Annotated in this window: 26 protein-coding genes and 1 pseudogene; 15 read left to right on the top strand and 12 right to left on the bottom strand. The window is 64.5% G+C overall.

Annotation, left to right across the window (positions count from 1 at the left end):
* Position 1: 1 nt before the first annotated feature.
* From ACWF99_RS06245 to ACWF99_RS06255, 3 genes are read left to right on the top strand one after another with little or no spacing between them, the layout of a single operon-like run.
* Positions 2-1,087: an acyl-CoA dehydrogenase family protein gene (locus ACWF99_RS06245; protein WP_452535067.1), complete on the top strand. Its 1,086-nt coding sequence runs from the start codon at positions 2-4 to the stop codon at positions 1,085-1,087.
* Complete coding sequence (locus tag ACWF99_RS06250) at positions 1,084-2,559, top strand: carboxylesterase/lipase family protein (RefSeq protein WP_452535069.1); 1,476 nt, start codon at positions 1,084-1,086, stop codon at positions 2,557-2,559. Before ACWF99_RS06245 ends, ACWF99_RS06250 begins: the two co-directional genes overlap by 4 nt.
* 15 nt (positions 2,560-2,574) lie before the next feature.
* Positions 2,575-4,110: an AMP-binding protein gene (locus ACWF99_RS06255; protein ID WP_452535071.1), complete on the top strand. Its 1,536-nt coding sequence runs from the start codon at positions 2,575-2,577 to the stop codon at positions 4,108-4,110.
* Here the strand turns inward: ACWF99_RS06255 and ACWF99_RS06260 are convergent, their stop codons facing one another.
* Entirely contained in the window at positions 4,111-4,527 is a 417-nt protein-coding gene (locus ACWF99_RS06260) for a hypothetical protein (protein WP_452535072.1), read from the bottom strand.
* A 48-nt stretch (positions 4,528-4,575) separates the two neighbouring features.
* Here ACWF99_RS06260 and ACWF99_RS06265 point away from each other — a divergent pair, with 48 nt between their 5' ends.
* Complete coding sequence (locus tag ACWF99_RS06265; RefSeq protein WP_452535074.1) at positions 4,576-5,595, top strand: PucR family transcriptional regulator; 1,020 nt, start codon at positions 4,576-4,578, stop codon at positions 5,593-5,595.
* A gap of 330 nt (positions 5,596-5,925) precedes the next feature.
* Here the strand turns inward: ACWF99_RS06265 and ACWF99_RS06270 are convergent, their stop codons facing one another.
* Genes ACWF99_RS06270 through ACWF99_RS06280 form a run of 3 tightly spaced genes read right to left on the bottom strand, consistent with a single transcriptional unit; the run spans position 5,926 to position 7,534 of the window.
* A complete protein-coding gene (locus ACWF99_RS06270) occupies positions 5,926-6,396 on the bottom strand; it encodes an NUDIX domain-containing protein (RefSeq protein WP_452535076.1) in 471 nt (156 codons plus the stop codon).
* A 4-nt stretch (positions 6,397-6,400) separates the two neighbouring features.
* Positions 6,401-6,871: a hypothetical protein gene (locus ACWF99_RS06275; protein ID WP_452535078.1), complete on the bottom strand. Its 471-nt coding sequence runs from the start codon at positions 6,869-6,871 to the stop codon at positions 6,401-6,403.
* Positions 6,872-6,907: 36 nt separating this feature from the next.
* Positions 6,908-7,534: a hypothetical protein gene (locus tag ACWF99_RS06280; RefSeq protein ID WP_452535080.1), complete on the bottom strand. Its 627-nt coding sequence runs from the start codon at positions 7,532-7,534 to the stop codon at positions 6,908-6,910.
* A 302-nt stretch (positions 7,535-7,836) separates the two neighbouring features.
* Between ACWF99_RS06280 and ACWF99_RS06285 the strand changes: the two are divergent.
* Positions 7,837-8,288 (top strand): annotated as a pseudogene (locus ACWF99_RS06285) (IS21 family transposase); the annotation flags it as partial.
* Between the two features lie 15 nt (positions 8,289-8,303).
* Here the strand turns inward: ACWF99_RS06285 and ACWF99_RS06290 are convergent.
* Together ACWF99_RS06290 and ACWF99_RS06295 are read right to left on the bottom strand one after the other, a co-directional pair.
* A complete protein-coding gene (locus tag ACWF99_RS06290; protein ID WP_378660376.1) occupies positions 8,304-8,555 on the bottom strand; it encodes an ATP dependent DNA ligase in 252 nt (83 codons plus the stop codon).
* 534 nt (positions 8,556-9,089) lie between these two features.
* The gene (locus tag ACWF99_RS06295; protein WP_452535082.1) at positions 9,090-9,878 is read right to left on the bottom strand and encodes an IclR family transcriptional regulator; all 789 of its coding nucleotides are present in this window, start codon (positions 9,876-9,878) and stop codon (positions 9,090-9,092) included.
* Positions 9,879-10,051: 173 nt separating this feature from the next.
* On the opposite strand from ACWF99_RS06295, the gene ACWF99_RS06300 reads away from it, so the two are divergent.
* From ACWF99_RS06300 to ACWF99_RS06310, 3 genes are all read left to right on the top strand, one after another.
* A complete protein-coding gene (locus ACWF99_RS06300; RefSeq protein WP_452535084.1) occupies positions 10,052-10,813 on the top strand; it encodes a CoA transferase subunit A in 762 nt (253 codons plus the stop codon).
* Entirely contained in the window at positions 10,810-11,454 is a 645-nt protein-coding gene (locus tag ACWF99_RS06305; RefSeq protein WP_452535086.1) for a 3-oxoacid CoA-transferase subunit B, read from the top strand. The genes ACWF99_RS06300 and ACWF99_RS06305 overlap by 4 nt, the downstream gene beginning before the upstream one ends.
* An 81-nt stretch (positions 11,455-11,535) precedes the next feature.
* Complete coding sequence (locus ACWF99_RS06310; protein WP_452535088.1) at positions 11,536-11,889, top strand: carboxymuconolactone decarboxylase family protein; 354 nt, start codon at positions 11,536-11,538, stop codon at positions 11,887-11,889.
* Between the two features lie 103 nt (positions 11,890-11,992).
* Here the strand turns inward: ACWF99_RS06310 and ACWF99_RS06315 are convergent, their stop codons facing one another.
* Together ACWF99_RS06315 and ACWF99_RS06320 are read right to left on the bottom strand one after the other, a co-directional pair.
* Positions 11,993-13,405, bottom strand: a complete 1,413-nt coding sequence (locus tag ACWF99_RS06315; RefSeq protein WP_452535090.1) for a sensor histidine kinase — start codon at positions 13,403-13,405, stop codon at positions 11,993-11,995.
* Complete coding sequence (locus tag ACWF99_RS06320; RefSeq protein WP_452535092.1) at positions 13,405-14,130, bottom strand: response regulator transcription factor; 726 nt, start codon at positions 14,128-14,130, stop codon at positions 13,405-13,407. The genes ACWF99_RS06315 and ACWF99_RS06320 overlap by 1 nt, the downstream gene beginning before the upstream one ends.
* Before the next feature lie 173 nt (positions 14,131-14,303).
* On the opposite strand from ACWF99_RS06320, the gene ACWF99_RS06325 reads away from it, so the two are divergent.
* Positions 14,304-14,702 carry a hypothetical protein gene (locus tag ACWF99_RS06325; protein WP_452535093.1) on the top strand — a complete coding sequence of 133 codons (399 nt, stop codon included), beginning with the start codon at positions 14,304-14,306 and terminating at the stop codon, positions 14,700-14,702.
* A gap of 147 nt (positions 14,703-14,849) precedes the next feature.
* On the opposite strand, the gene ACWF99_RS06330 is transcribed toward ACWF99_RS06325, so the two are convergent.
* The 3 genes from ACWF99_RS06330 to ACWF99_RS06340 all read right to left on the bottom strand — a co-directional run bounded on the left by ACWF99_RS06330 (position 14,850) and on the right by ACWF99_RS06340 (position 18,617).
* A complete protein-coding gene (locus ACWF99_RS06330; protein WP_378660379.1) occupies positions 14,850-15,548 on the bottom strand; it encodes a hypothetical protein in 699 nt (232 codons plus the stop codon).
* A gap of 165 nt (positions 15,549-15,713) precedes the next feature.
* Positions 15,714-17,324, bottom strand: a complete 1,611-nt coding sequence (locus ACWF99_RS06335; RefSeq protein ID WP_452535094.1) for an FAD-dependent monooxygenase — start codon at positions 17,322-17,324, stop codon at positions 15,714-15,716.
* Positions 17,325-17,348: 24 nt separating this feature from the next.
* Positions 17,349-18,617: an MFS transporter gene (locus ACWF99_RS06340; RefSeq protein ID WP_452535096.1), complete on the bottom strand. Its 1,269-nt coding sequence runs from the start codon at positions 18,615-18,617 to the stop codon at positions 17,349-17,351.
* Positions 18,618-18,926: 309 nt separating this feature from the next.
* On the opposite strand from ACWF99_RS06340, the gene ACWF99_RS06345 reads away from it, so the two are divergent.
* Both ACWF99_RS06345 and ACWF99_RS06350 read left to right on the top strand, forming a co-directional pair.
* On the top strand, positions 18,927-19,373 hold the full coding sequence (locus ACWF99_RS06345; protein ID WP_378660308.1) for a lipocalin-like domain-containing protein: 447 nt from the start codon (positions 18,927-18,929) through the stop codon (positions 19,371-19,373).
* 13 nt (positions 19,374-19,386) lie between these two features.
* Positions 19,387-19,836 carry a cupin domain-containing protein gene (locus tag ACWF99_RS06350; RefSeq protein ID WP_452535098.1) on the top strand — a complete coding sequence of 150 codons (450 nt, stop codon included), beginning with the start codon at positions 19,387-19,389 and terminating at the stop codon, positions 19,834-19,836.
* A 48-nt stretch (positions 19,837-19,884) separates the two neighbouring features.
* Here the strand turns inward: ACWF99_RS06350 and ACWF99_RS06355 are convergent, their stop codons facing one another.
* Positions 19,885-20,586 carry a GntR family transcriptional regulator gene (locus ACWF99_RS06355; RefSeq protein ID WP_452535100.1) on the bottom strand — a complete coding sequence of 234 codons (702 nt, stop codon included), beginning with the start codon at positions 20,584-20,586 and terminating at the stop codon, positions 19,885-19,887.
* A 257-nt stretch (positions 20,587-20,843) separates the two neighbouring features.
* Here ACWF99_RS06355 and ACWF99_RS06360 point away from each other — a divergent pair, with 257 nt between their 5' ends.
* From ACWF99_RS06360 to ACWF99_RS06375, 4 genes are read left to right on the top strand one after another with little or no spacing between them, the layout of a single operon-like run.
* A complete protein-coding gene (locus ACWF99_RS06360) occupies positions 20,844-21,695 on the top strand; it encodes a fumarylacetoacetate hydrolase family protein (protein ID WP_225280744.1) in 852 nt (283 codons plus the stop codon).
* 27 nt (positions 21,696-21,722) lie between these two features.
* Entirely contained in the window at positions 21,723-22,646 is a 924-nt protein-coding gene (locus ACWF99_RS06365) for a VOC family protein (protein WP_452535102.1), read from the top strand.
* A 28-nt stretch (positions 22,647-22,674) separates the two neighbouring features.
* Positions 22,675-24,267: a bifunctional 3-(3-hydroxy-phenyl)propionate/3-hydroxycinnamic acid hydroxylase MhpA gene (gene mhpA, locus ACWF99_RS06370; RefSeq protein WP_452535104.1), complete on the top strand. Its 1,593-nt coding sequence runs from the start codon at positions 22,675-22,677 to the stop codon at positions 24,265-24,267.
* Entirely contained in the window at positions 24,264-25,349 is a 1,086-nt protein-coding gene (locus ACWF99_RS06375; protein WP_452535106.1) for an alpha/beta hydrolase family protein, read from the top strand. The genes mhpA and ACWF99_RS06375 overlap by 4 nt, the downstream gene beginning before the upstream one ends.
* Positions 25,350-25,377 lie beyond the last annotated feature (28 nt).

The raw sequence follows: 25,377 nt of genomic DNA on the forward strand, positions 1-25,377 counted from the left end.
CATGAAATTCGAACCGACAGCCGAACAGACGATGTTGCGCGACACTGTCAACAACGTCTTGGCCGACCATGTCCCTACGGCAGCAGATGATCTCTGGGCCACCTTCGCCGATCTCGGATTGCTCGGACTGACCTTTCCCGAATCCGACGGCGGCCAGGGCGCAGGCCCGATCGAGGCGATGATCGTGATGTCGGAACTCGGCGCTGGTCTGGCCCGAGTACCGGTGCTCGACTGCGCCTATCTGCCTGGCGGCCTGCTGGTCGAAGCGGCCAGTCCCGCGCAACGTCGTGACCTGTTGCCGAAAGTCGCGGCCGGGGCGCTGCGGCTCGCGTTCGCCCACGAGGAGCCGGGCTCGCGCTGGCCACTGCGGACACTGACGACCGCTGCGGGACGAGAGGGCAACTCGTGGCGGGTGAGCGGGCACAAATCACCCGTTCTCTACGGCGACGAAGCGGACCTGCTCGTTGTCAGCGCGACCGCACCCGATGGCATCGGCCTGTTCGTTGTCGACCCCACCGATGTCGGCGTCTCGCGACGCGGCAGCGCGACCCACGACGGAGGCCGTGTAGCCGACATCGTCCTCGAACACGCTGCGGCCGAACCGCTTGCTTCGCGCCGCGCCGAGGACGCGATCGAAGCCGCACAGGTCGCCGCACAGGCCGCGCTGTGCGGCGAAGCGGTGGGCGCGATGACCGAGGCCCTTCGGATCACTGCCGAATATCTCTGCACCCGAACACAATTCGGTGCACCGCTGCGGACCTTTCAGGCACTCTCCCACCGCGCGGCCGACTTGCACATCGCGGTCACGCTGGCCCGCGCCATGTCGATGTATGCCTCGACGGCCTTGGCCGACGGCCTGATCGATCAGACGGTGGCCTCGCGCGCGAAGCTGCGGGTCGGTCGGTCGGCGCGCTTCGTCGGCCAGGAGGCTGTTCAGTTGCACGGCGGCATCGGAATGACCACGGAGCACCCGATATCGCACTACTTCGCCCGACTCACCGCCATCGAGCAGACGCTGGGTAGTTCCGACGACCATCTGCGGTTCCTGATGGATCGCGTCGCCGACTACGACCTGGTGGATCTGTGACAAGCATCGACCGACCGGTGGTCGAAGTGACCGGTGGCAAGGTACGGGGTGCGACCGTCGACGGCGTTAGCGCGTTTCTGGGGGTGCCCTATGCCGCACCCCCGGTGGGGCCGGCGCGGTTCCGCGCGCCCGAACCGGTCGTGGGCTGGGACGGGATTCGCGACGCGGACACACACGGGCCCACCTGCCTACAGGGCCATTATCCGAACAGGATCGACGAGATCCTCGGCACTCACACCGTGGCAGGCGCGGGATCGCTGAACGTGAATGTCTGGACGCCCGGTGGTGGCGGGCTGCCGGTCATGGTGTGGATCCATGGAGGTTCGTTCGTCCACGGCGCCAACGCAGTACCCGCCTACGACGGCGCCGGTTTCGCCCGCGACGGCGTGGTGCTCGTCTCCATCAACTATCGCCTCGGCGCCGCGGGATTCGCCGTGCTCGGCGGCGCACCGGCCAACCGCGGCCTGCTCGATCAGTTGTTCGCCCTGGCATGGGTCCGCGACAACATCGCTGCGTTCGGCGGCGACCCCGACAAGGTGACCGTCTTCGGCCAATCAGCGGGCGCGATGAGCATCGCCGCGCTGCTGGGCTCACCGGCAGCGCGCGGCCTGTTCGCTCGCGCGATCATGCAGAGCGGCAATCCCGCGATGGCGGCGACTGTCGAGGACGCCCGATTGCTCAGCGGCGAACTCGCCGCGGCACTAGGAGTACCCGCGACTGCGGAAGCCTTTGCCACAGTGTCGCCCTCGGCTCTGCTGCTCGCGCAGGAGGCGGTGCGCGTGGACTTCGCCCGCGACCCGAACCCGACACGTTGGGGTGCGTCGGTGCTGACTGTCGGTGCCGGCATGAGCTTCTTTCCCGTCGTGGACGGTGACGTTGTTCCCACGGTGCCGGTCGAGGCGATCGCGGCGGGCTCGGCTCGCGGAATCGCCCTGCTCGCGGGCTACACCACCGAGGAGTTCCGGCTGTTCACCGTACCGACCGGGCTCGGTGACGCGATCACCGCCGACACACTGCCGTTCGCGCTCGCACGCTGGGGCATCGACGCTTCGGCGATCACGCCCTACGCGACCAATCGCCCTGACGCAACCGCCGGAGACTTGCTGTCAGCAATTGCCACCGACGCCGTGTTCCGTAATCCGACCAGGCAACTCGTCGAGCTACAGGCCGCTGTCGATACTCCCGCATACCTCTACGAGTTCGGCTGGCGGCGCGAGGGTTTGGGCGCGATGCACGCACTAGAGGTGCCGTTCGTGTTCGACACCCTGGCCGTAGCCACCAGCCTCACCGGCCCGAACCCGCCCCAGCGGATCGCTGACGAAATGCACTCGGCCTGGATCGGCTTCGCCACCAACGGCGACCCCGGCTGGCCTTCCTACGCCGAGAACCAGCTGGTCATGACCTTCGACGAGCCCCGGTCGGCCTTGGTCGGTAATCCGCGCCCGGATGAATGCGCGACCCGGTACCCCTGACGACAGGACACACCCATGCCAAACCTTTTCGATCCCGTCCGCCGACACGCGGACTCCCACCCCGACACAGTCGCGATGCGCGGCGAAGGCGCAGCCACCGGCGATGTCAGCGCGTGGACCTACCACCAATTACGTTCGGTCAGTATCAATTACGCGGCGGCACTGATCGACTCCGGGCTTCAGGTCGGCGATCGAGTCCTGCTCATCGCACCGTCGGTTCCCGAATTCGTCGTCGCGTACATGGGTATTCAAGTCGCCGGTGCTGTCGCTGTTCCGGTCAACACGATGTCGACTCGACACGAAATCGACTACATCCTCAGCGACGCGGGATGCGCGCTCGTGATCGCCTGGCACGCACTGGGTCCCGCCGCGTCCTCAGCCGCGATCGCGCGTGGCCTTCCGATACGGACACTGCGACCGGGGGCTGACTCGGGTCCGGCGACGACACCGGTCCGCGACCGCGACCGCGACGACACAGCGGCGATCCTCTACACCTCGGGCACCACCGGACGACCCAAAGGCGCGCAACTGACCGTGGCCAATCTCCTGGCCGCCGGCGAAATCGGCGTCGCATGCAGCCGGTCGACGCGATCGGACCGCACAGGTACGGCTCTACCGCTGTTCCACGTCTTCGGCCAGGCCTCAGTGATGATGACGACCTTCACCGCGGGCAGCTCGTTGTCATTGCTGTCCCGGTTCGACGCGGCGGCGATGACAGCGATGCTGCGTCGCGACCGGCTCACCGTGCTGGCAGGGGTGCCGACCATGTGGAACGCGATGCTGCACACGGCGGGCGAGGCCGATTCGGCCGATTTCGCTCAACTGCGGATCGCGATCTCCGGCGGCGCGTCACTGCCCGCCGCGGTGACGAAGGAGTTTCAAGCGCGATTCGGTTGCACCATCCTCGAGGGCTACGGACTTACCGAAACCACGGCGTTCGGCGCCTTCACCGACATCGACCGTGGCGCTAAGGTCGGCTGGGTCGGCAGCGCGACACCGTTTACCCGGATAGAGGTCCGCGACGAGGAAGGCCGGCCGTGCCCGCCGTCGAGGATCGGCGAGATATTCATCCGCGGTGAGACGGTGATGAAAGGTTACTGGCAACGGCCCTCCGACACCGCCGCCGTTCTCGATGACGACGGTTGGTTCCGCACCGGTGACCTGGGCACCACCGACACTGACGGCGACCTGCGCATCGTCGACCGGGCCAAGGACCTCATCATCCGCGGCGGGTACAACGTCTACCCGAGCGAGGTCGAAGAGGTGCTCTTCACCCATCCCGACGTCGTCGAGGTGGCCGTCATCGGCATTCCCGACGACTATTACGGCGAAGAGGTAGCCGCCGTCATCGTGGGGCGCCCGGACTCGACGCTCGGGGCCACCGATGTGTCGGACTGGGCGCGCGAGCGACTCTCCGCCTACAAGGTTCCGCGCGTGATCGAGTTCGTCGAGGCCTTGCCGAAGGGTGCGACGGGCAAGATCCTCAAGCGGGCCATCGATCGCGAAACGCTCGCTCGAACTGTATCTGACAACCCTCGAACAACACCGTGATCACAGCGCCTTCTTCTGCACTGATACGACACCGTTGGCTATCGACCAGTAGATAGACACACCGATTCGGTTGGAACACCGACAACCCTGAACCCGGACTGCTCGAGGTAATTGAGGAAGACGATGCCCGACGACGCAAGCAGCGAACAGTTCGCCAATCCACGGCTGGCTATCCCTGCCGATCTCGCCGAGCAATGGTGTGAGCAGCTGATGCGCGATATCGAAAAGCTGGCCACAGCTTTCGCCGATCGTATGGTCGACGAGCTGACCGGCTTCGGGTGTGAGGCGACTGTCGCGCACCGCGCTCTGAGAACCACTGCGCTGACAGCGATGACCACCGTCCTCCACACCCTGGCGTCGACGAGCGCGGTCGATCTGGAAGTGCCGAAGGCGATCGGTCGGCTCGGTGCGGCACACCAGCTTCCTGCTGCGACGGTCGGTCGGGCGTTTCGCCTCGGTGCGATCATGCTGTGGGAGGCGATGGTCGGCTACGTCACCGACGACGCCGACGCAGGCTCGAAATTGCTGGCAGCGAGTCCGAGCTTGTGGGCCGCAGTCGACGACTGCGTGCGCGCGATCTTGCTCGTCTACCCGTCAGCATCCGTGGCACGGGTCAGCGACTACTCACCAGCGCATCGCACAGCGCACGAGGCACTGCTCACCTGCCACACCATGACCGAGGCCGAAATCGTCGAATGCGCAGCAATCCTTCGGTTTCCGCATCACGGGCAATTCGTCGTCGCCGCCGCAGCGGCTGACGCCGGAGTCATCGGTATCGCTGACCTTGTAGGCGAACTCGACAGCCACGGTGTTCGCTCATCGTGGGTTCTGCGCTCAGATGGACTCAATGGAATTTTGTCACTACCCAACGGTTGTGCGCTGAACACGACGTGCGCACTGATCGGAGCGCGATTGGAAGGCGGCGTCGGCATCAGCTCGATCTATGAGCGCCTCGCTGCCACTCCGAATGCACATCGCCAGGCGAGGACGGCCGGCAGCGCCGCCTACCCCACCGAGAACGCGGTGGTTCGCTACGACCGTCCGTCGATCGGCGTGCTGTTGGCCGCGGCGCCCGAGGCGACGGCCGAGATCCAGCTCTCGGTGCTCGGACCGATCCTCGAGCTCTCCCCACCCATGCGCGATGTCTTTCTGAAGACACTGCGCTGCTGGTTCGATGTTGGCGGTGACACCCGCATCGCTGCCGAACGGCTCTTCTGTCACCCGAACACGGTGCGCTATCGACTCAATCGGGTCGCCGAGCTGACCGGATACAGCACGGCGACACCGATCGACGCCGGACAAATTCTTGTGGCCCTCGAGGCCTACCGAATCTCAGGGCAATGGCGTGCGCAGCGCTCAACCACGGAGTATCGGTTCGGGATCACGGAAACGGCGTCGACCGGTCATTCGATGTTCTCCCCATCTCCGCGGGCCGGCCGTGATCGCCGTCTCGACATCTCAGGCCCCGGATCGCGCAATGGGTAACCCGACAGTCGGGTCGATGCCCGAGGTGGCGCAATCGCTGCGGCCCCCGAGGCGAATTGCCTCCCGGTGACAGCGGGATAGCGTCGCAGCCGATCGAATTGACGCCCGGTAAGACCCACTGATCAGTGGTCAGAAATCGGACACAACGGTTGACCACTTCGAGAATGTGCCCAACGGGCGCGGTCACGTCCGAGGGCCGCACGAACTGACCCGCGCGCACCGGTCACACCCACAGGTGGCGAGGTCGGGCAGCTGACACGCGCAGCTTCAACCGTCGCGAGCAATGCGCGCGGCCATCTGACGCACTCACGCGCGGTTGTCGCCGAATCGTCAGCCAAGATATGGCGCGCTTCGCCCCTCGAGGTAGTGGATCAGCCTGAGCCGCTGCGTGTGGTGCATGTCGAGGCTGTCCAGTACGGAGGGGACTACGAACCTCAGCTCTGTGGACTCGTCGGGGATGGCGAGGTCGCCCCCAATGATGCGAGCCAGGAAGCACACGTTGAACTGGCGCCGCACCTCACCGTCGCTGTAGGCGATCACGTGACGCGGATCGGTGTAAGTTCCGACGAGACCGGTGATTTCGATGTCGAGTCCGGTCTCTTCCTTGACCTCTCGCACCGCGCAGCCGGGCAGACTGTCGGTCATTTCCATCCCGCCGCCCGGTAATGCCCACAGATCGCTGTCGGTGCGGCGTTGCAGCAGGATACGACCGACGTCGTCGCACACCACTGCGGACGCCGCGACAACAAGGCTGTTCGGCTCCGGCGCGGCTGGGTCGTCATAGTATTCGGTACGCGCCATCGGCTCAGCCTTTCACCGGTCGGCCGGTTTGCCAGACCGCGTTGAAACTGGCGGTGTAGGTGCCGAACAGGCCACCGTCGACGGTACGGCGCAGCTGCCACACGGGTGCACCGTATGCGTTCACACCCCACACGTGGGCATTGACATACATTTCGTCGTCGGCGCGAAAGATGCTGTTATAGAGCGTCGTGTCGTGGGTCCGCAGCTCGATGCCCGGCGTTGATTCCAACGCCCGATAATGCATCAAGGCCAGACGACAGCGTGATTCGATGCCGTGCCCGAATCTTTCTTCCATGCCACGTTGTTGGACGTTAGCGCTGTCGGCGTCGCCCACCGCGATCCCCAACGCGAAACCCGCTTCGGCGCGTTCGGTCAACAGATCGTTGAGCCGCGGATACGCCTCATGGAGGAAGACCACCGCATAGACCGGGATGTCGATGCGGTCTCGCGCCGGCGCGAGCAGGTTGACGAACATCGACGCCGACACATCTGCTCTCCGGTCGTAGAAAGCTCAGTCGCGAACCGAGGTGACCAGCATCGTCATCCCGGCCCCGGTGAACAGCACCGTGACCCCCGCCAGGACGAAGAACCCGAAATTCGGCTCCATCCCGTTGGCAAGCAGAGTCGGCACGAACACTCCGAGCGGCACGGCTCCGGCGAAAGCCCACGCACCCAGCCGGAACGCCCCCATGAACACCCCCACCGGCTCGAATATCCCTACCAACGCCAGCCCGACCCCCACGAACACCAGCCACAGCCACCACCCCAGACGCCCGGTCTGACGCGGATTGTAGGAATCGGACTGCCCGTCGATGACGACGCCGACGACCTGTCCCTGCCACGTCCGCAGTGTCGCCTGCCCACCTTCCCGGGCCTTGGCGAAGAGTTCGCCGTTCACGTCGTGCGAGTGCTGCGTCCCGTCGCGCATCCACCTGATCGTGAGGTGATTCGTCGTGGTCGTGCTGGTGGTTCCATCGCTGTTGAAGTGGGTGGAAGTCGTAGTGGACGTATCTTTCTCGATGATAGTGACGATCTCTTCGTCGAAGCAGCTGCCTGCACTCTTCTCACATGCCACCTGATGCCGATACTCACGCGTCTGGTGAAACGGATCCACGGCATGCGCCAGCGCGAACACCACCAGTCTGGCCCCGACCAGGAACGCCAGCGCCCTACCAACCATCGCCCCTCCCACCAAGTTCCGATGACACACCTGCAGCGAGGTTGGTCCGCGCTTCCCCGAAGAGCCTCCGACATTACTGCCGCAAGCCCTCCCACACACCGATTTTCCTTACGCTGGGCAATGATTTGGGTGAATGGTGACCTCTTCCCCTCCAGCGTGCCGACCGGCATCGTGCGCCCGGCTGCGGCCTGTGATCTGTGTCGGAGCTCAGGCGCTCGTCGGCGATCCATGTCGGCGATTCCCTACCATCGTCGATGGGGTATTCGAGGTGGCGCTCCGTGGTGCTGATCCCGAGCCGTCACGCCGAGGACCTGTTCGCGGGGTGGTGGACGTTGATCGGACGGTTGGGTGTGGTGCCGCGAGTGCTGGTGTGGGATGGTGAAGGCGCGATCAGGCGGTGGCGTGATGGGCGCAGCGAGCTCACCATCGAATGTCACGCATTCCGAGGAACTTTGGGAACGAAAGTCGTCATTTGCCGGCCCGATGACCCCGAAGCGAAGGGCATCATCGAGCGGGCCCGCGACTACCCAAAACGTTCCTTCTTGCCCGGCCGAACATTCACCGGCCCAACCGATTTCAACGCCCAAGTTGGTCAGTGGCTGGCGGCGGTGAACACCCGGCCTCGCCGCGCGTGGGTTGCGCGCCGTGTGATCGGATCTCGCCCGACTGGCCATCATCACGTCCCGGAAGCCCCCGGCTGACTCCCGCAACACCGCCCAGCCAGCGGTCAACGGTCAGTCTCAAACCACTTACATAAGCTGGGATGCCACAACCGGCCGTCGCCGGTCCATTCGGTGAACGCCACCTCCCCGATCAGCGCGGGCCGGACCCACACCACTCCGTCCGGGGTGGGTCCGAGGCCAGGAATCGGCGGGTCCGACTGTTGCAGCGGTACCAGGCGTTCACGCAGATCGATGAGCATCGCGGCGCCGGCCCCCACACTACCGGCGTACTCGAGACTGCCACGATCATCAGGCACCGCGACCAGCAACGACCCGATCTGTCCCGCGCGCCGACCCGCCAACGTGTCACACTCCCCGCTGCACGATGGCCGCAGGTCACCTCACGATGTCACCTCCGGTTGACCTAATCACCCTTCGAAGTGGGCCGTCGCCAGGCATCACTCGACAACTAGGCGGGAACTGCCGCCAGAGCGCTTTACCCCGCGTCACCGTCGGCGCATGCACCCCGCCGATGATGTGTATATCCAACGACAGCCGACCGGGGAAAACGTGGGCCGCGAGAGAGCCATCGAGGCCCTACTGGACGAACGATCAGAATCGAAACTGTGGGGTTTCTGTGAGAAATCGGCAAACCACGTCAAATCTCCAGGCACAGAAAAACCCCCTCCGACCCAGGTCAGAGAGGGTTTCTACTGTCGGGCTGACAGGATTTGAACCTGCGACCGCCTGGCGCGCGTTCCAGTTGTTCAGAAGCTACCCGTCAGGACCCAATAGTGCTCAGCACCAGGGCTTTTCACGAAACGGTTCGGGACGCGGCGCAATCAGCAGATTCATCGAGTAGATGATCCGGACCCGCGACGGCTCAGCGCAACGGAGAGTGCGTGGGCGTGGCGGAGCAACAGCGTACCCAGCACGTCGTGACGCTCGGCGCGGAACCGACTCTCGACCCCGGTCAGGCTCAAAGCCCACCGGGGTTCGTCGCGGCGGTCGAACACCGCCGCTGCCATCCCCCAGCTTCCCTCGACAAGCAGGCCCGGGTTCACGCACCAGCCGGATTCTCGGATCGCGTCCATACGCGGAACGAGCTCGTCACGAGCATGACTCGCACCCCATTGCGCACTCAGGTCCGTGCGGCCGAGGTAGTCCTCGATGTCACGGTCGGGTAGATGGGCGAGAATCGCCAGGCCTGCCGAGGCGACACCGAGCGGGAACCGAATGCCGACGTGCAGCACGTGCGAGCGCAGCGGAAAGCTGCCTTCCTCGCCCGCCAGGCACACTGTCTCGTCGCCGCGCCGGGCGGACAGGAACGCACTTTCCCCGGTCTCGCGGGCCAGCTCACGCAGCACAGGACGAGCCACGTCGATGATGTCGTAACGCTCCGCCGCGAGCGAGCCCATGAGAAACAGTTCCGGTCCGAGAAACCACAGACCCGAGCCCACGTCGCGGTCGAGAAAACCTTCCTCGGCCAGCGAAGAGAGCAACCGATGCGCGGTAGGCCTCGCGAGATCGGCCCGCCGTGCCAGATCACTGGTCGACACTCCCACATCACCGCCGGCCGCAATCGCACGCAGCAGCGACGCCGCGCGCCCGAGCACAGATGGATTCAGCTCTCCACTCACGCCCGCATCCTACGTCCATTCAATGGACGACATACCACCAACCTGTCCACTCGCCGAGCAATTTCACCTCCCATGGATATCCATCTTGCCAGTATGAAGCGCCGGAGTGTTGTGTAGGCACGAAGGAAACAGACGTCCAAAGAATGGACGGTTAGATGAAAGGCGAGTCCCGGATGAACTCGAAAGTGGTGGATACGGCAGTCGCCGCCGTAGCCGATATCGGCTCAGGGGCGACGTTGGCAGTCGGCGGGTTCGGTTTGTGTGGTGTCCCGGACGCACTGATCGCGGCGATCACCGAGGGCAGAGCCACCGACTTCGCAGTGTTCTCCAACAACTGCGGCGTCGACGACTACGGCCTGGGAATCTTGTTGTCGGCCGGGAGAATCGCACGGGTGACCGCCTCGTATGTGGGTGAGAACAAGGAGTTCGCGCGCCAGTACCTCGGCGGCGAGCTAGAGGTGGAACTGATCCCGCAGGGAACCCTCGCCGAGCGCCTTCGCGCCGGCGGAGCGGGCATACCCGCCTTCTACACCCCAGCCGGTGTCGGGACCCCGATCAGCGACGGCGGCCTCCCGTGGCGTTACGCACCGGATGGGTCGGTGGCGCTGGCCTCGCCGCCGAAGGAAGTCCGGGAGTTCGGACACCGCCGCTACGTCCTCGAAGAATGCATCGTCGCCGATTTCGCCCTCGTTCACGCCGCCCTCGGCGACACCGAGGGAAACCTGATTTTCGAGAAGTCGGCCCTGAACTTCAACCCACTGGTCGCGATGGCCGGTCGGATCACCATCGCCCAGGTCGAGCGGCTCGTCCCGGCCGGTGAACTCGACCCAGCACACGTTCATCTCCCGGGGGTGTTCGTCCAGCGGATCGTGCACACCGGCGCCCAGGACAAACGAATCGAGAAGCGGACCGTTCGACAGGAGACCACCCGATGAGCTGGACCCGCACAGAAATGGCCGCCCGCGCGGCACAGGAGCTCTCACCCGGGGAGTACGTCAATCTCGGCATCGGCCTGCCCACTCTGATCCCGAACCACCTACCCGACGGAGTAGCGGTGGTGCTGCACAGCGAGAACGGCATCCTCGGTACCGGCCCCTACCCGGCGGAGGACGACGTCGACGCCGATCTGATCAACGCGGGCAAAGAGACCGTGACGGTCGAACCCGGTGCATCGTTCTTCGACTCGGCGCTCTCGTTCGGCATGATCCGAGGCGGACACATCGACACCGCGGTACTAGGCGGAATGCAGGTCTCGCGAACCGGTGATCTAGCGAACTGGATGGTGCCCGGCGCGATGGTCAAAGGCATGGGCGGCGCGATGGACCTCGTACACGGAGCCCGCCGAGTGATCGTGCTGATGGAGCACACCACCCGCGACGGCTCACCCAAGATCGTCGACACGTGCACCCTGCCCCTCACCGGCCAAGCTGTTGTGCAGCGGGTGATCACCGACATCGCTGTGCTCGACATCGCCGAAGGCCAGGTGATTCTGCGCGAGACCGCGCCCGGGGTGAGCGTCGAGCAAGTGCGCCGCGCCACCGGATCGCCACTGACCATCGGTACAGTCCTCGGCTGAGAACTCGCCCTATGCCACCAGGAGGTAGCAGTGCCGTTTGCCGATAGCCCCCAACACGAATCCGCGCTGTCGGAGACAGGCATGTCGGTTCGCCGGGAGGTGATGGGCGATTCGTTCGTCGACCAGGCGCTGGCCCTGACCGAGGGAACCGAATCGGCCGAACTGCAGCGGTTCGTCACCGAACACGTCTGGGGCGCGGTGTGGACTCGCCCCGGACTGGACCGCCGCAGCCGCAGTCTGCTCAATCTCGGGATGCTGACTGCGCTGCGAGCGCACGAGGAGCTCGCCGGCCATGTACGTGGCGCACTCACCAATGGCCTCACGCGCGAAGAGATCGTCGAATCGATCATCCACACCGCCGGGTATTGCGGTGCCCCCGCAGCACTTTCAGCCATGCGCATCGTGCAACAGACCTTCGACGCGGACGCCGAGTAGGTGAAGAATCGACCCGAGCCGAACAGAGGTAGGTGAGCCCCGCTGACCGCACGCACTCAGGTCCAGCGGGCGATGACGAAAACTGGGCTGTCCGCCACCGTACTCAACTGGTAGTGATCGCGTCGGGCCTGGTGCGCGTTGAACGACCACGCTGACCGACATCGCCGCATTCCGGGATACCTCGGGGGAATTCGATCCAGAAGCTGCTACCGCGACCCAGCTGGGCGTCGACTCCAAAAGTACCGTTGTGCGCGTGCATGATCGCGGCGACGATCGCCAAACCCAGACCATTGCCGCCCCGACTGCGCGCCCGGCCGCTGTCGGCTCGATAGAACCTGTCGAACAAATGCGGGAGGTGCTCGGGCGCGATACCCCGCCCGGTGTCATCGACCGAGATCCTTACCGAATTGTCGATTCCGATGACGCGGATGGTAATCGTGGCATCACTGGGGGTGTGCCGCAGCGCGTTCGTAGCCAGCGACAGCACTGCTTGGACCACCCGATCCGAAACTGCGGTGACACAAAGGGATTTCGGAATTTCGACACGAATGCAGCGCTCGGGCTGGATGACATGCAGATCGTCGACGACAGCCGCGACGAGAGGCACGACGTCGACCAGTCCACGATCGGCGATGCCGTGCTCGTCCAGATCGTTCAGGTCCAGCAGTGCTTCTACGATCCCCGCCATTCGACGGGCTTCGTCGTTGATTCGACGCACCGCGTCTTGAGCCCCGTCCGTATCGACGGGCCCGTCGGACGAGTACAGGGCGGAGTATCCGCGCAAGGTTGTCAGTGGCGTGCGGAGTTCGTGGGATGCGTCGGCGACGAATCGCCGCATCCGGTCCTCGGTGGCCTGAATGGTGTCGATCATGGTGTTCAACGCCTGACTCAACCGGGCAGCCTCGGTCCCCGGCCGGTACGCCTCGACACGACGATCTGTGGCTCCGGCGGCGATCGCATCGGCAGCCTCTGTCATCCGCGCGATGGGCGCCAAGCCGAGCCGATGCACCCACCAGACGACCGAACCGACAACCAGTCCGATGATGACACCGGCCGCCGCCAGTGCGAGGATCAACCGCGACGTCGCATCGCGTGCGTTCTGGGCCGAGATCCCGATGACCGCGGTGGCACCGAAGGATTCGATTGTCATCACCCGCATCTCCGACGCGACTCCCGCCGTGGTCGGGCGACCTGACGGCACGGGAAGTGACTGCATGCCTTGCAGATTCGGCTCCACGCTCGGGTCGTCAGTGGGTGCCTGAATAGTGGTGAGTGTGCCGTCGGCGTTGCGAATGCCGAGGTAGATGTCGGCGAATGCGGCTGGGAACCTGCTGACCTGTCTCGACCGCTGGCTCAGCAATAACGGCACCATCGGATTCTGTGCCAGTTGCGACAGTCGGGTGTCGAGTTGCTGGACGAGGTAGTGGCGCTGGATCACGACAACCGCGCCACCGGCGGCCAGCATGGTCAGGGTCAATGCGATGAGCGCCAGGGTCAGCCGCCTCGCCAGCGACATCAGACGTCCCGGATGCAGTAACCCACCCCGCGCACGGTGTGGATGAGCTTCGGGCCGCCGCGGTCGATCTTCTTACGCAGGCTGCTGATGAATGTTTCGATGACAGCGGACTCGCCGTCGAAGTTGTACTGCCACACATGATCCAGAATCCGTGCTCGGGTGACCACTCGGCCGACGTTGGTGATGAGACATCGCAGCAGGGTGAATTCGGTGACCGTCAGATGTATTTCCTCGTCACCCCGCCACACGCGGTGTGCTTCGTCGTCGAGCACCAGATCTGCCACCCGCCATTGCGCGGGTAGTTCGGTGATCGCGCCCCTCCTGCGCAGCGCGACCTGGACGCGGGCGACAACTTCTTCCAGGACGAACGGTTTGACGATGTAATCGTCACCGCCGCTGGTCAATCCGCGGACTCGTTCGGCGGTATCGGATCGCGCGGCCAGGAACAGCACCGGTGCGTCGCATCCGCGACCGCGCAGTTTGGTCAGGACCACGTAGCCGTCGTCGTCGGGCAGCATGATGTCGAGCACGATCGCGTCCGGACGATAGCTGTCCGCCAGCGCCAGCGCTTCCCGGCCGGTCGACGCGATCTCCACCGTGCACCCGGCCATGCGCAAACCGGTGCCGACCAGATAGGCGATGTTCTCTTCGTCGTCGACCACGAGGACCCGCGGTGGCGTCGACGATGACTCGCCTGCGGGCAGTGGCGTCGGTGTCGCGGGCATAGCGACAGGATGCCCGTCGACGGTGTGAGGTGGCTCGAGGTTTCCTGGCGATCTCCTGTGAACCGGTGCCCAGGAAACCGCAAGGAACTCCTCGAGAGCCCGCCAGCCGCGCCGTCGAGACTCAGGCAGTCGCCGCGTTCGCGGCGACTGAGTCGAGGAAAGGAATCGTCGGTATGCGTATCGTCCGCAATTCGTTCGTGGCCATCGCCATGATGGGGATGGCTCTGTCTGCAGGTCTGGGCGCCGGATCCGCATCGGCCGCGCCGGGCGAAGGGAAGGGCCACCATGCCCAGCTCACCGATGAGCAGAAGCAGTGCCTGGCCGGCCAGGGCCTCAGCCGGGAAAACCGGCCGGACGGCAAGCACTCTCAGCAACAGATCGATGCGATCCAGGCGGCGCTGGCCGCATGCGGGATCCCCATGCCCGAGCGGCCCCAGCTCACCGATGAGCAGAAGCAGTGTCTCAGCGACGCCGGTTTCAGTCGTGGGAACCGACGGGAGGGCAAACCTTCGGACGAGCAGATCGCGTCGGCCAAGGCAGCCTTCGAGGCATGCGGCATCTCCCGGCCGTGACGTAGCTGCGACAGACCGGACTTGGCGACCATCGCGTGGTGGTCCCGCAGCGGTCGACAGGAACGACCAGTCGACCCGATGAAGCGTCCGACTGCGATTGAACAGCCCTGCGGCACGGCTAACCTGGCCGTGCCGCAGGGCTGTTTCTCACTTCGTGGGGACCGGGGCTGGGGCGTTGATCGTCGTAAAATATTGCACCGCAGCCATAATCGCGACCGGAGCAGTCACGAACAGCTGACCCAACACCGTCCCGATCGCTCCGATCGCCACAATCCCACCGATACAACCAACCGCAGCAGCCGGAATGAACGCACCGAATAGACCGATAATCGTGGCCGAAGCAACAGTCGCACCGGCGATACCACCGAGCACACAACCGATCGCCGCACCACCAAGACCACCGACCGTGGTCCCGACCGAGGCACCCAACGCGATAGTGCTGGTCAACCGAGACCACGCCGCCTGCTCACGCTCGTACTCCGACTTCCACGGCGCCTGGTTCTCATACGGCAACGCGACCGGCTTGTAAACAGCGTGCGCCACGTCGAACTGCGGGGTCAAAGTCGCGGTCCGGTCCTTGACCTCCGCAGCAATGGGAAACTCGAAATCATCGACCCTGAACGACAACTCGGTTCCACCGAGCACCGCCCCGTTCGCTGCCTTGATCGCAAGAACCCCGTCATCAGCAGTGATCGAACCCGCGTCGGTACTGATCAGGGTGGACCGATCAGTCGCGCTCAGCGTGTAATTCACGGTCGACTGGTTACCCGGCACCGCCGAAGCAGCGCCCGCGCTCACGCAGATGGCGGTGGCGAGCAACGCCGACCCTGCCAAAACTTTCCTCATCATGACTACTTTCTCTGAATGGTGTTGCACGGTCTTTCGGCCGCGCCTGAACGTCGCCCCAGCCAGCACGCGCATCGGACGAAGTATTTGTTTGGTGCGATGTCAATCGGTCCAGGTCGGCCGAGCTGCTTGCACTCCGAGTGGAACGTTTCGAGAGCCGTCGGGTCAGAAACCCCGAGCCCGGTCCAGTACCGAACCTGCGTTCGGGGTGGTGTCGCCTCGCCACGCGATATGAAGATCGGGGCGAACCAGAACGAATCGAGCACCGAAGTAGCCGTGCAGGTCAGGTCGGTGTAGCCGATATCGGGTGAACGGGAGTCGCCGCTGTTGCGCGGCGGCGTCCCATTCCGGTACGGCAGGCGCGGCGATCTCGAGCAGGGTGTAACCCGGTCCGAGGACGTCGTATAGCGACCGACTGCGATCCAGCCACAGATGCGGCAGCCGGGATCCTGGTGTTCCGGATGGTCGATAGTTGGACGTCGGGCCCTGGTCCACGATCGTGTTCGGTGAGTCGATCATCGGCGAGTCCTGGTAGGTCGCTCCGAGTACGAAACCGAGGGTGTACATTTCGGCAGTTTTGGTTTGCCGGATCAACTCCGCAGTCTTCAGCCGGGCTTGTATGCCATCGTCGCTGTCCCCGTTGAGCCCGGGCTGGACCAGCTCGCCGGTGAGTACCTGCATGTTGCGCTCGGCCTCGGCGATCGCACGCAGTGCCATAGGTCGGCGTTCGAACTCGTAGGAATCGAGCAGATGTGGACCTGCCCAACCCTCGATGGCAGCGGTCAACTTCCAACCGAGATCGACAGCATCGCCGATGCCGGTGTTCGCGCCGAATCCACCCCAGGGCGGGTTCTGGTGTGCGGCGTCGCCGGCCAAGAAGCAGCGACCGCTTCGATACGTATCGGCGACGAGCATCCGAGCTTGCCAGGGGTCCAGGCTGCGGATGCTGATCGGGAATTCTTCGCCGATCATGGCGTGAACGGCGCGGCGGGCAGATTCCTCGGTGAGATCGGGTGGCGCATCGACGATGATGGCCCACCAGGTGTCTTCGGTGTCCAACGTCCCCATGAGTCCGTTGGTTTCGGAATTGACCACCCAGTACTGCACGGCGCGGCCTTGCGGGTGCCTTTGCGAGAGTTCCGGGGCGTCGAAGATGACTTGGACGTTTTGCACCTCGTGGCCGCGGCCGGAGAGCTGAGCACCGATCTCGTGGCGCACGCGGCTACGGCTGCCGTCCGCACCGACGAGGTACTTGGCGCGGATCTGCCGACGCTCCCCACCTGGGCCGACAGCGACGGCGTCGACTCCGGAATCATCCTGACGTAGCTCGTCGAGTGCGTATCCCCACCAGGTCGTCACCGACTGGCGGACGCCCAGGCTGTCTCGGAGTGCTTCTTCGAGCCGGTTCTGTGCACACCATTGAGCAGGTTCGGCAAGAGCGTCGCGCTGGATATCCGAGAGCGCGAAGACGCCGTCGAAGCGTTCGATGGTGTGTCCGGTGAGGCTGGTGCAGAAGACCGCGGAATCCGACCAGCCGAAGGGCAGGCGCGCGTTGGCGCGAATGGCGTCCGCGACGCCGAGCCGACGATAGGTGGCCATCGACACGGGGTTGATCTGTTTACACCGCGGCGACGCGGCCCCCGCCACGATGCGGGGCTCGATGACAACGCAGGCGATACCACGCTGCCCCAGTTCATGGGCCAATGTCAGGCCGACCGGTCCGGCGCCGGCGATCACGACGTCAGTGGTGTACGTCTTCGGTCTCATCGAATTCATGACGGTCTCCAAATGCATTGTGTTTCAAGGCGTTTCCACGGCAAGTTCGCCTGTCGTCCGTTGTGGTTGCTGCTGCGCGCGACGGCGAACGGGTACAAGGCTGATGGCGACGGCGCCGAGGACAGCGGGAATGACGAACCCGTAGAAGCCCGCGCCGGGCGCGACGATGAGGACGGTGACGAGCGTGAGATAGCTCGGCCCGACGATCGAGCCCAGTCGACCGAGGCCCAGGCTCACACCGAGCGCCGTGCCACGCAGCCGGGCTGGGTAATACTGGCTGACATAGGCGTTGATCAAGTTCTGCGTGCCGAGCGCGCCCAGTCCCGCTACCGCCGACATCGCCAGCACCAGCCATCTCGATTGGTGTGTGCTCAACGCCAACATGGCGATCGCGGCACAGAGGAACGACACGACCGTGATGGCCTTGATATGGCCGCCACGATCCGCCAAGACCGTGGCGGCCAGCGTTCCGACGATCGCACCACCATTGAATGCGATGGTGAACTCCAACGCGGAATGCAGGTCGTACCCCGCGCGGATCATCAGTGTCGGTAGCCACGTGCTGGCGCCGTATACCAGCACCAGGCCGAAGAATCCGGCGGTCGCGAACAGCAAGGTGGCGGCACGCACTCGGGGTGCGAACACGTCCCGCAGTGGTGTCGTCTCGGGCAGTGAAGTTTCCAGCGTGTTCGCCCGGTCGTCGGTCGGCAATCCCGCCGGGATCAGCTTCCAACACAGCGGAACGAGTGCAAATGGCAGTACCCCAACCAGGAACAACCACTGGAAATGCAGGTCGGGCAGCACCGCCCGGCCAACGGACGCGGCCACCATCCCGCCGACGGCGATTCCGGTCAGAGCGGTACCGACATGCAAGCTACGACGTGCCGGTGCTGCCCAATCGGCTACGAAGGCCACCACCAATGGCGTCAGAGCTCCCAGCCCGATTCCGGTCAGGAAACGGCCGACGCCGAAGACCGTGAGGTTGGGTGCCAGACCGGTGATAATCATGCAGCCCGAAACCCACGTCAGGAACACCGTGATCGGAATCCTGCGCCCCCAGGTGTCGCTCGCACGGCCCGCGACGAACGCTCCTAACGGCATGCCGAGCGCGGTCACACTGCCGAGTAGCCCGAGCGTGGACGAACTGACGTCCCAGTCGGAGTAGTCGAGCAGCGATGGACCGACCGCCCCGAGGACGAATAGGTCGTAGCCATCTATGAAAAGGATCAACACGCCGATGGGCAACGCCCAGCGGGGAGTTGAGGCTGCCAGGCGGTCGGTGGGCTGCGTCATCGCAGAGGTGTCCTTCCCAGAACAGAGCAGAGGATTCGGGTCCGGACAGCGTCAGCGCTTCGACTGAGCAGAGCGCGCACCTTCAGCATCGCGACGACTTGCGCCGCGGCTGAGCATCACCTTCCAAGAGCGGTCGTGGTGCACAGTCGCCGCGGGCGTCCAGGAGAGGGCCGTTGATGTGTCCCGAATCACTTTCGAAAGTATCACGCGATATTCGACACATCAATAGATTTTCGCATGAGAAGCTTCTGCTCGAATGTTTGGTACCGCCGAAGTGCACCAACCGACATGACCGACCGAGGAGATCGAATGACCACAGTCCGCCAGCAGCTCGTGGGGAGCTGGAAGATGATCGACTGGAGGATCTTTCGTGGAGGCGAAGCACTTGACCCGCCACTGGGTCCAGTCGAAGCCTGCGGAGGCCTGCTGTTCTACACAGACGGCGGGCTGATGAGCACGACCCTGTCCGCCGTGGACCGTGCGCCGTTCATCGACGACTCGCTCGATGGTGGCACAGCGACGGAGAAGCGCAGGGCCTACGAGTCGATCATCAACTACTGCGGGACATTCGACGTCGATGAAACGGCCGGCACCGTCATCCACCACGTGCAGTTCTCCACGTTTCCCAACTTCGTCGGCCGGGACCTGCGACGCACGTGCGTGTTCGAAGCAGACACGCTCAAACTCGACACTCCACCGATGAACTTCGGCGGCGAGCCGCTGGCGAGCTACATCCTGTGGCAGCGAACGAAATAGGAGGCAACAACTCATGTCTGACATTCGGCGAATCGTCACTGGTCACGACAAGGCCGGCAGAGCAGTCTTCGTTGCCGACGGCAAAGCCCGGCCGCAACTGACCCGCGGCGTCGAGACGACCAACCTGTGGTTGCACCGTGGCGCTCCCGACAACACCAGCGAGTACGCAGACCCTGTCATCGCAGCCGTCCCGCTCGAACCACCCGACAGAGGCACCGTCTTGCGAATTGTCGACTTCCCCCCGGCGGAAACTGAATCCGCACCCGACATGCACCGCACCGCGTCGCTGGACTACGCCTATATCATCGAGGGCGAGATCTACGCTGTCATGGACGACGACTCGACATTGATGCACGCTGGCGACGTCTTGATACAGCGGGGAACCAATCACGGATGGGTGAATCGCTCGGACCGAGCCTGCCGAGTGCTGTTCGTACTCTTGGACGCCGAACCGATCTCGTGAACGGCCAGCCCCCACCGACCACAGTCTTGCCCCTTGGTGTGGGACTTCCTACCGGGGCTCGACCACCGCCGAATTCGGTTCATCCAGTGCACAACTGATCAGCAGTTGGGCGGTGTGTGCGATGTGATCGCGCAAAAGTTCCTGCGCGAGGTCGGCCTTGCGGGACAAGGCGGCGTCCAGCAGCGCGCGGTGCTCGCCCGCCAGGTCGCGGTCCGGTTCGTTGCCGAAGGACACCGACCATTGCAGGTAGAGCTCGGCCTCTTGACGCAGCGCTTGCGCGGTGTCGAGCAACCGGCGGTTGCCACAGCCGGCCAAGAGGGCATTGTGGAATGCGACGTGCGCTGTCGACCACTCATCGGTCGGATGATTCGGGTCAGCAGGGTCTCGGAACTGCGCTCGTTCCAGAAGGTGGTGTGCGGCAAGGGCATCCGCCTCCCAGTGCATGTCGCCGTCGAGCACCGACAGCTTCAGCACCAGGGATTCGATCTCGACGCGAGCAGTGGTCAGATCGGCCAGATCCTGATGCGACAGCGGCCGTACGAGGTAACCCTGATGGGCCTTCGTCGTTACCAATCCCTCGGCCGCCAGTTTTGTCAGTGCCTCGCGCGTGGCACCCACGCTCGCCTTGTAGCGCTCCGACAGCTCCGGAAACTTCAGCCGCGCCCCAGGAATCAGCCGCCCACCGAGAATGTCGGCCCGCAGCGCCTGGTAGACGCCGTCTGTGCGAGTCGTTCCGCTGCTCTTCACCATGCGACCACGGTAGCACCATACGAAACACCATTAAGGTATCGAAACTCGATCGATAGTTTCGAAAGTAACCTGTCCACATCCCCGGCGCCGAGCGAACCTGGAGACCCAGGGTTACCCGCAACCCCGCGGCAACACGTGCCAGTTTTACGAAAGCCACTTGAACTATCGAAACAAGGTTGCTACTTTCGAAAGTGACTCAAGGCACAACAACGCGCGGGGATGGCATAGCCCTCCCCCTGAACCAGGGAGCACGCATCGTGCGATTCGCCAACATCTCCGACCGACTATCACTGGTCACGGCATCCGACACCGTCGTGGATATCGCGCAGGCGAGCTCGGACCGGTTCAGCTCGACGATGCAGGAAGCCTATGGCCGGTGGGACGAACTGGTCACCTTCTGCTCCACCGTCACCGACTCGGGTCGACCACTCGCCGATATCCCCTCGTCGGCGTTCGGCAATCCGGCGCCACAGCCGCGTCAGGTCTTCGCGATCGGACTGAACTATGCCGATCACGCAGCCGAGTCATCTTTCGCTGTGCCCGAGGAACCACCGGTCTTCACCAAGTTCGTGACCTCACTCGCCGGCCCGTACGGCACCATCGAGCTCCCCGAGGGGAAGGTCGACTGGGAAGTCGAGCTCGTGGTCGTGATCGGCCGCGAAGCACACCGTGTCCCGGCCGACAACGCCTGGCGTTACGTAGCGGGCGTGTCGGTAGGACAGGATCTTTCCGAGCGTGACCGCCAGCGCGTGGGCCCTGCCCCGCAGTTCAGCATGGGCAAATCGCATCCCGGGTTCGGCCCGATCGGCCCACTGCTGGTCACCCCGGACGAATTCGACAACCCCGACGACCTCGAACTGGGCTGCCTGATCAACGGCGAACAGATGCAGAAGGGCAAGACCTCCGACATGGTCTTCCCGGTGCCGGAACTGATCGCACGCCTGTCGGCGATCACGCCGTTGCTGCCGGGCGATGTCATCTTTACCGGCACTCCCGCCGGCGTCGGTCTAGGGCGCACTCCCGAACGGTTTCTCGCACCGAACGACGAATTGACCAGCTATGTCCGTGGCGTCGGCGAGATGCGGCACCTCCTGGTCGCCGGTCACTGACCGCACAACGTTTCGAAGGAGCAGGCAATGGCGCTGCATCGACTGTCCTCGGTCACCATCGGGGTTCCGGACCCGACGACCACTCGGGACTATTACACCGAATTCGGCCTCGCCCCCGCCGACGACGGCTGGCTGGCGACCCGAGACGCCGGTGACCAGTTGCGGCTAGTCACCGCACCTAGTCGCCGCCTGGTCGAGATCGTGATCGGTGCCGACGATTCCGACGATATCGCCGCGGCAGCCATCCGGTTGCGGGGGCTCGGACTGCCGGTGGACCTGACGAGTGGGTCCGTCACCGCGCTGGAACCGGTCGCCGGCTTCCGGGCGGTTATTCGAGTCGACGACCGGCTGGCGCAGTCGGTGCAACCCGCCACCGCCTACAACGGACCCGGCCGGATCGAACGTAGTAACCTCCGCGCCCCTGGTGTCTTGCGGGAAGATCCGGTACGTCCGCGCAAACTCGGCCATGTCGTGATCGGCACGATCGACTTCGATGCCACCCGCCGATTCTTCACCGACGGACTGGGGTTCAAGCTCTCCGACGAGATCAAGGGCCACGGGGCGTTTCTGCGGTGCTCGACTGATCACCACAACGTGCTCGTATTGAAGGCACCGGTCAACTTCCTCCACCACACCTCCTGGCAGGTCGACGACATCGACGACGTCGGGCGCGGCGCGACCGCCATGTTGGAAGGCAACCCCGAACGGCACGTATGGGGGCTCGGCCGCCACCACGCGGGATCGAACTTCTTCTGGTACTTGAAAGATCCGGCGGGCAATTTCTCCGAGTACTACTCCGACATGGACTGCATCGTCGATGACCAACTGTGGACGCCGCAAGCCTTCGAAGGCGCTAAAGGCTTGTTCAACTGGGGACCGCCACCGCCGCCGTCGTTTCTGCATCCCGAAGACCTGGCCGCGCTGATGACCGGCGCACACCACGTCGGCTGATCCCGATTCATCCATCCAGGAGACGATGATGTCCCAGCAAGAAATTCACGACTTCGTACAGGTCGGTTACGGCCCGGTCGGCCAGACCATGGCCGGGTTGCTCGGCAAGGCCGGGTACTCGGTGGCAGTGTTCGAGCGCTGGCCCACGCTGTACGGGCGGGCCAGGGCAGGGCACATCGACCACGAGATCATGCGGATCTTCCAATCGCTCGGCATCGCCGAACGCTTGGAAGAGGACATGTTTCGCGCGACCAAGTACGTGTTCCGCAACGCCGCGGGCGAAACACTGATCACCTTCGACTGGGACCGTGACGGCATCTCCGGTTGGCCGTCGGACTACATCATGTACCAACCTCTGATCGAGGAGGCTCTCGACGACGCCGTGCGTGCGCTACCCACGGTCAGCATCCATCAGGGATGGGAGGCCGTCGCGCTGGTACGCCACCCCGACCACGTCGAGGTGGAGTTCCGTTCGGTGCACCTGGGCGCCGAGGGCGAGAAGGTCTTGGGTAACGATGTCCGGATCGTTCGGGGGCGGTATCTGATCGGGGCGGACGGCGCCAACAGCTTCGTCCGGGGCCAGATCGGTGCGGGGCAGCAGGATTTCGGTTTCCGCGAAACCTGGCTGGTCTGCGATCTGGAGCCGCTCGAGCCGCTCGATTTCGGCTTCGACAACGGCCAGATCTGCGATCCGGCACGCCCGCATTGTCTGTTCCAGCTGGGCAAGAACCATCGACGCTTCGAATTCGCCCTGCTGCCGGGAGAAACTGCCGCGCAGATGGAAAACCCCGCGGTGGCATGGGAGTTGATGGCGCCCTATGGCGTCACCGAGAAGAACGCGAAACTCGTTCGACAGGCGATCTACACCTTTCAGTCCAAGCTCGCCGATCGCTGGCACGACGGCCGGATCTTCCTCGTCGGCGACGCGGCGCACGTCATGCCGCCGTTCATGGGGCAGGGCATGTGCTCCGGTGTACGTGACGCCAAGGCACTCGCGTGGCGCCTCGATCTCGCGATGCGTGGCATCGGCGGCACCAATGTGCTGGACTCCTACCGCACCGAGCGCGCACCGCACGTGGCCACGTTGATCGGGATGTCCATCGAGGCAGGGCGAGTCTCCTGCACGTTCGATCCCGACACAGCGGCCGCACGAGATGAAGCCTTCCGTCGGGGCGATGTACCGCCGCCGCCGCCCTTCCCGCATATCGAGGCGGGGCTGCTCGGCACCGACGCCGGTACGGATATCGCGGGAACCCTTGCCCCGCAAGGCCGCATCGCCATCGGGGAAACCATCGGGCGATTCGACGACGTGCTCGGCTCGGGTTGGGTCCTGCTGCTGGCGCCGGGCAGTGACGTCGACATCGACGCCCATCGCACCGCGGTGCTGGAACATCTCGGCGGCAAGGTAGTGACGCTGTCGGCACCCGGATCCGGTGGCGAGGTCGTCGATATCGACGGCTATTACGCCGACTACTTTGCCGAACACCGAGTGGTCGCCATCCTGTACCGGCCCGACTTCTACATCTTCGCGGCCACCGATGAACTCGCGGCGATCGCCTCGCTCGTCGATCAAATCGAGACGAGCCTCGACGTAGCCGTTCCGGCACAGGTCGCTCGATGACCGAGCCTGCGTGGCGCGCCGAGGCCGAGGCGCACAAACGCGCCATGCCATTGCAACGACTCACCGGCAACGGCATGGACTACGCGGATGTCGTCGATCTGTACGCCCGTGTCGACGCCGGGCAGTCGTGGGCGGAAGCCGCGGCTGAACTCGGCGCGATCAACGGTCAGCGCGCCGCGGTGGCTCTGTCCCGGGGATATACCAAGAGCGCACGGCAGTGGCACCTGCTTTCCTCGGCCTGCTATCGGGTAGGCCAAGTTCCACTGCCCGACAACGACCCGCGCAAGCTGGCTATGTATCGATTGCTGATCGAGCACTTCGGACGCGCGGGTGCGCTCAGCGAGCCGGCGGTCGACCATGTCGAGATTCCGTACCGCGACGGCGCTGTGTGTGGCTGGTTGCTGCGACCGCCGGATGTCCCCGCTCCGCCGGTCGTCATCGTCACAGGTGGATTCGACGGCTGGCGCGAGGAGTACCACGTCGGCGCGCAATACCTGCTCGAACGCAACGTCGCGGTGTTCCTCGTGGACGGCCCGGGCCAGGGCGAGACCCGCCTGGTCCAGGGCTTGTATATGGATTCTGATGTCGCACAGGCATATTCGCTGGTGATCGACCATCTGCTCGACGACCGGCGCCTCGCCGGGACAGTAGGCATCTGGGGCAACAGCATGGGCGGTTACCTGGCTGCGCTGACAGCAGCCACCGACGACCGCGTCGCGGCGTGCTGTGTCAACGGTGGCACCGTGCGACCTGCCGAAATCCTGGATCGCTACCGCCGCTTCATCACCAAGATCACCGCGGTCACCGGGATCGACGATCCCGTGAAGGCCCGCGAGGCAATGGAGGAGTTCCGGCTGACACCGGCTCTGCTCGAAAACCTCACCTGCCCATTGCTTGTGCTGCACGGCACCCCGGACCAAGTGTTCCTGATCGAGAGCGCACGCGCGCTATACGACGGCGCCGCGAGTGTCGACAAACGGTTCGACGAGTGGGCCGACGGCGATCACTGCCTCTACAACCACTCGCACGAAAAGCATGTCATCGTCGCCGACTGGTTCGCGGACCGACTCTACGACGCTTGAGCCCACCCGCCGGGTCGGCCTCATCGAC

It is taken from the genome of Nocardia sp. NPDC055002 (assembly GCF_053608825.1).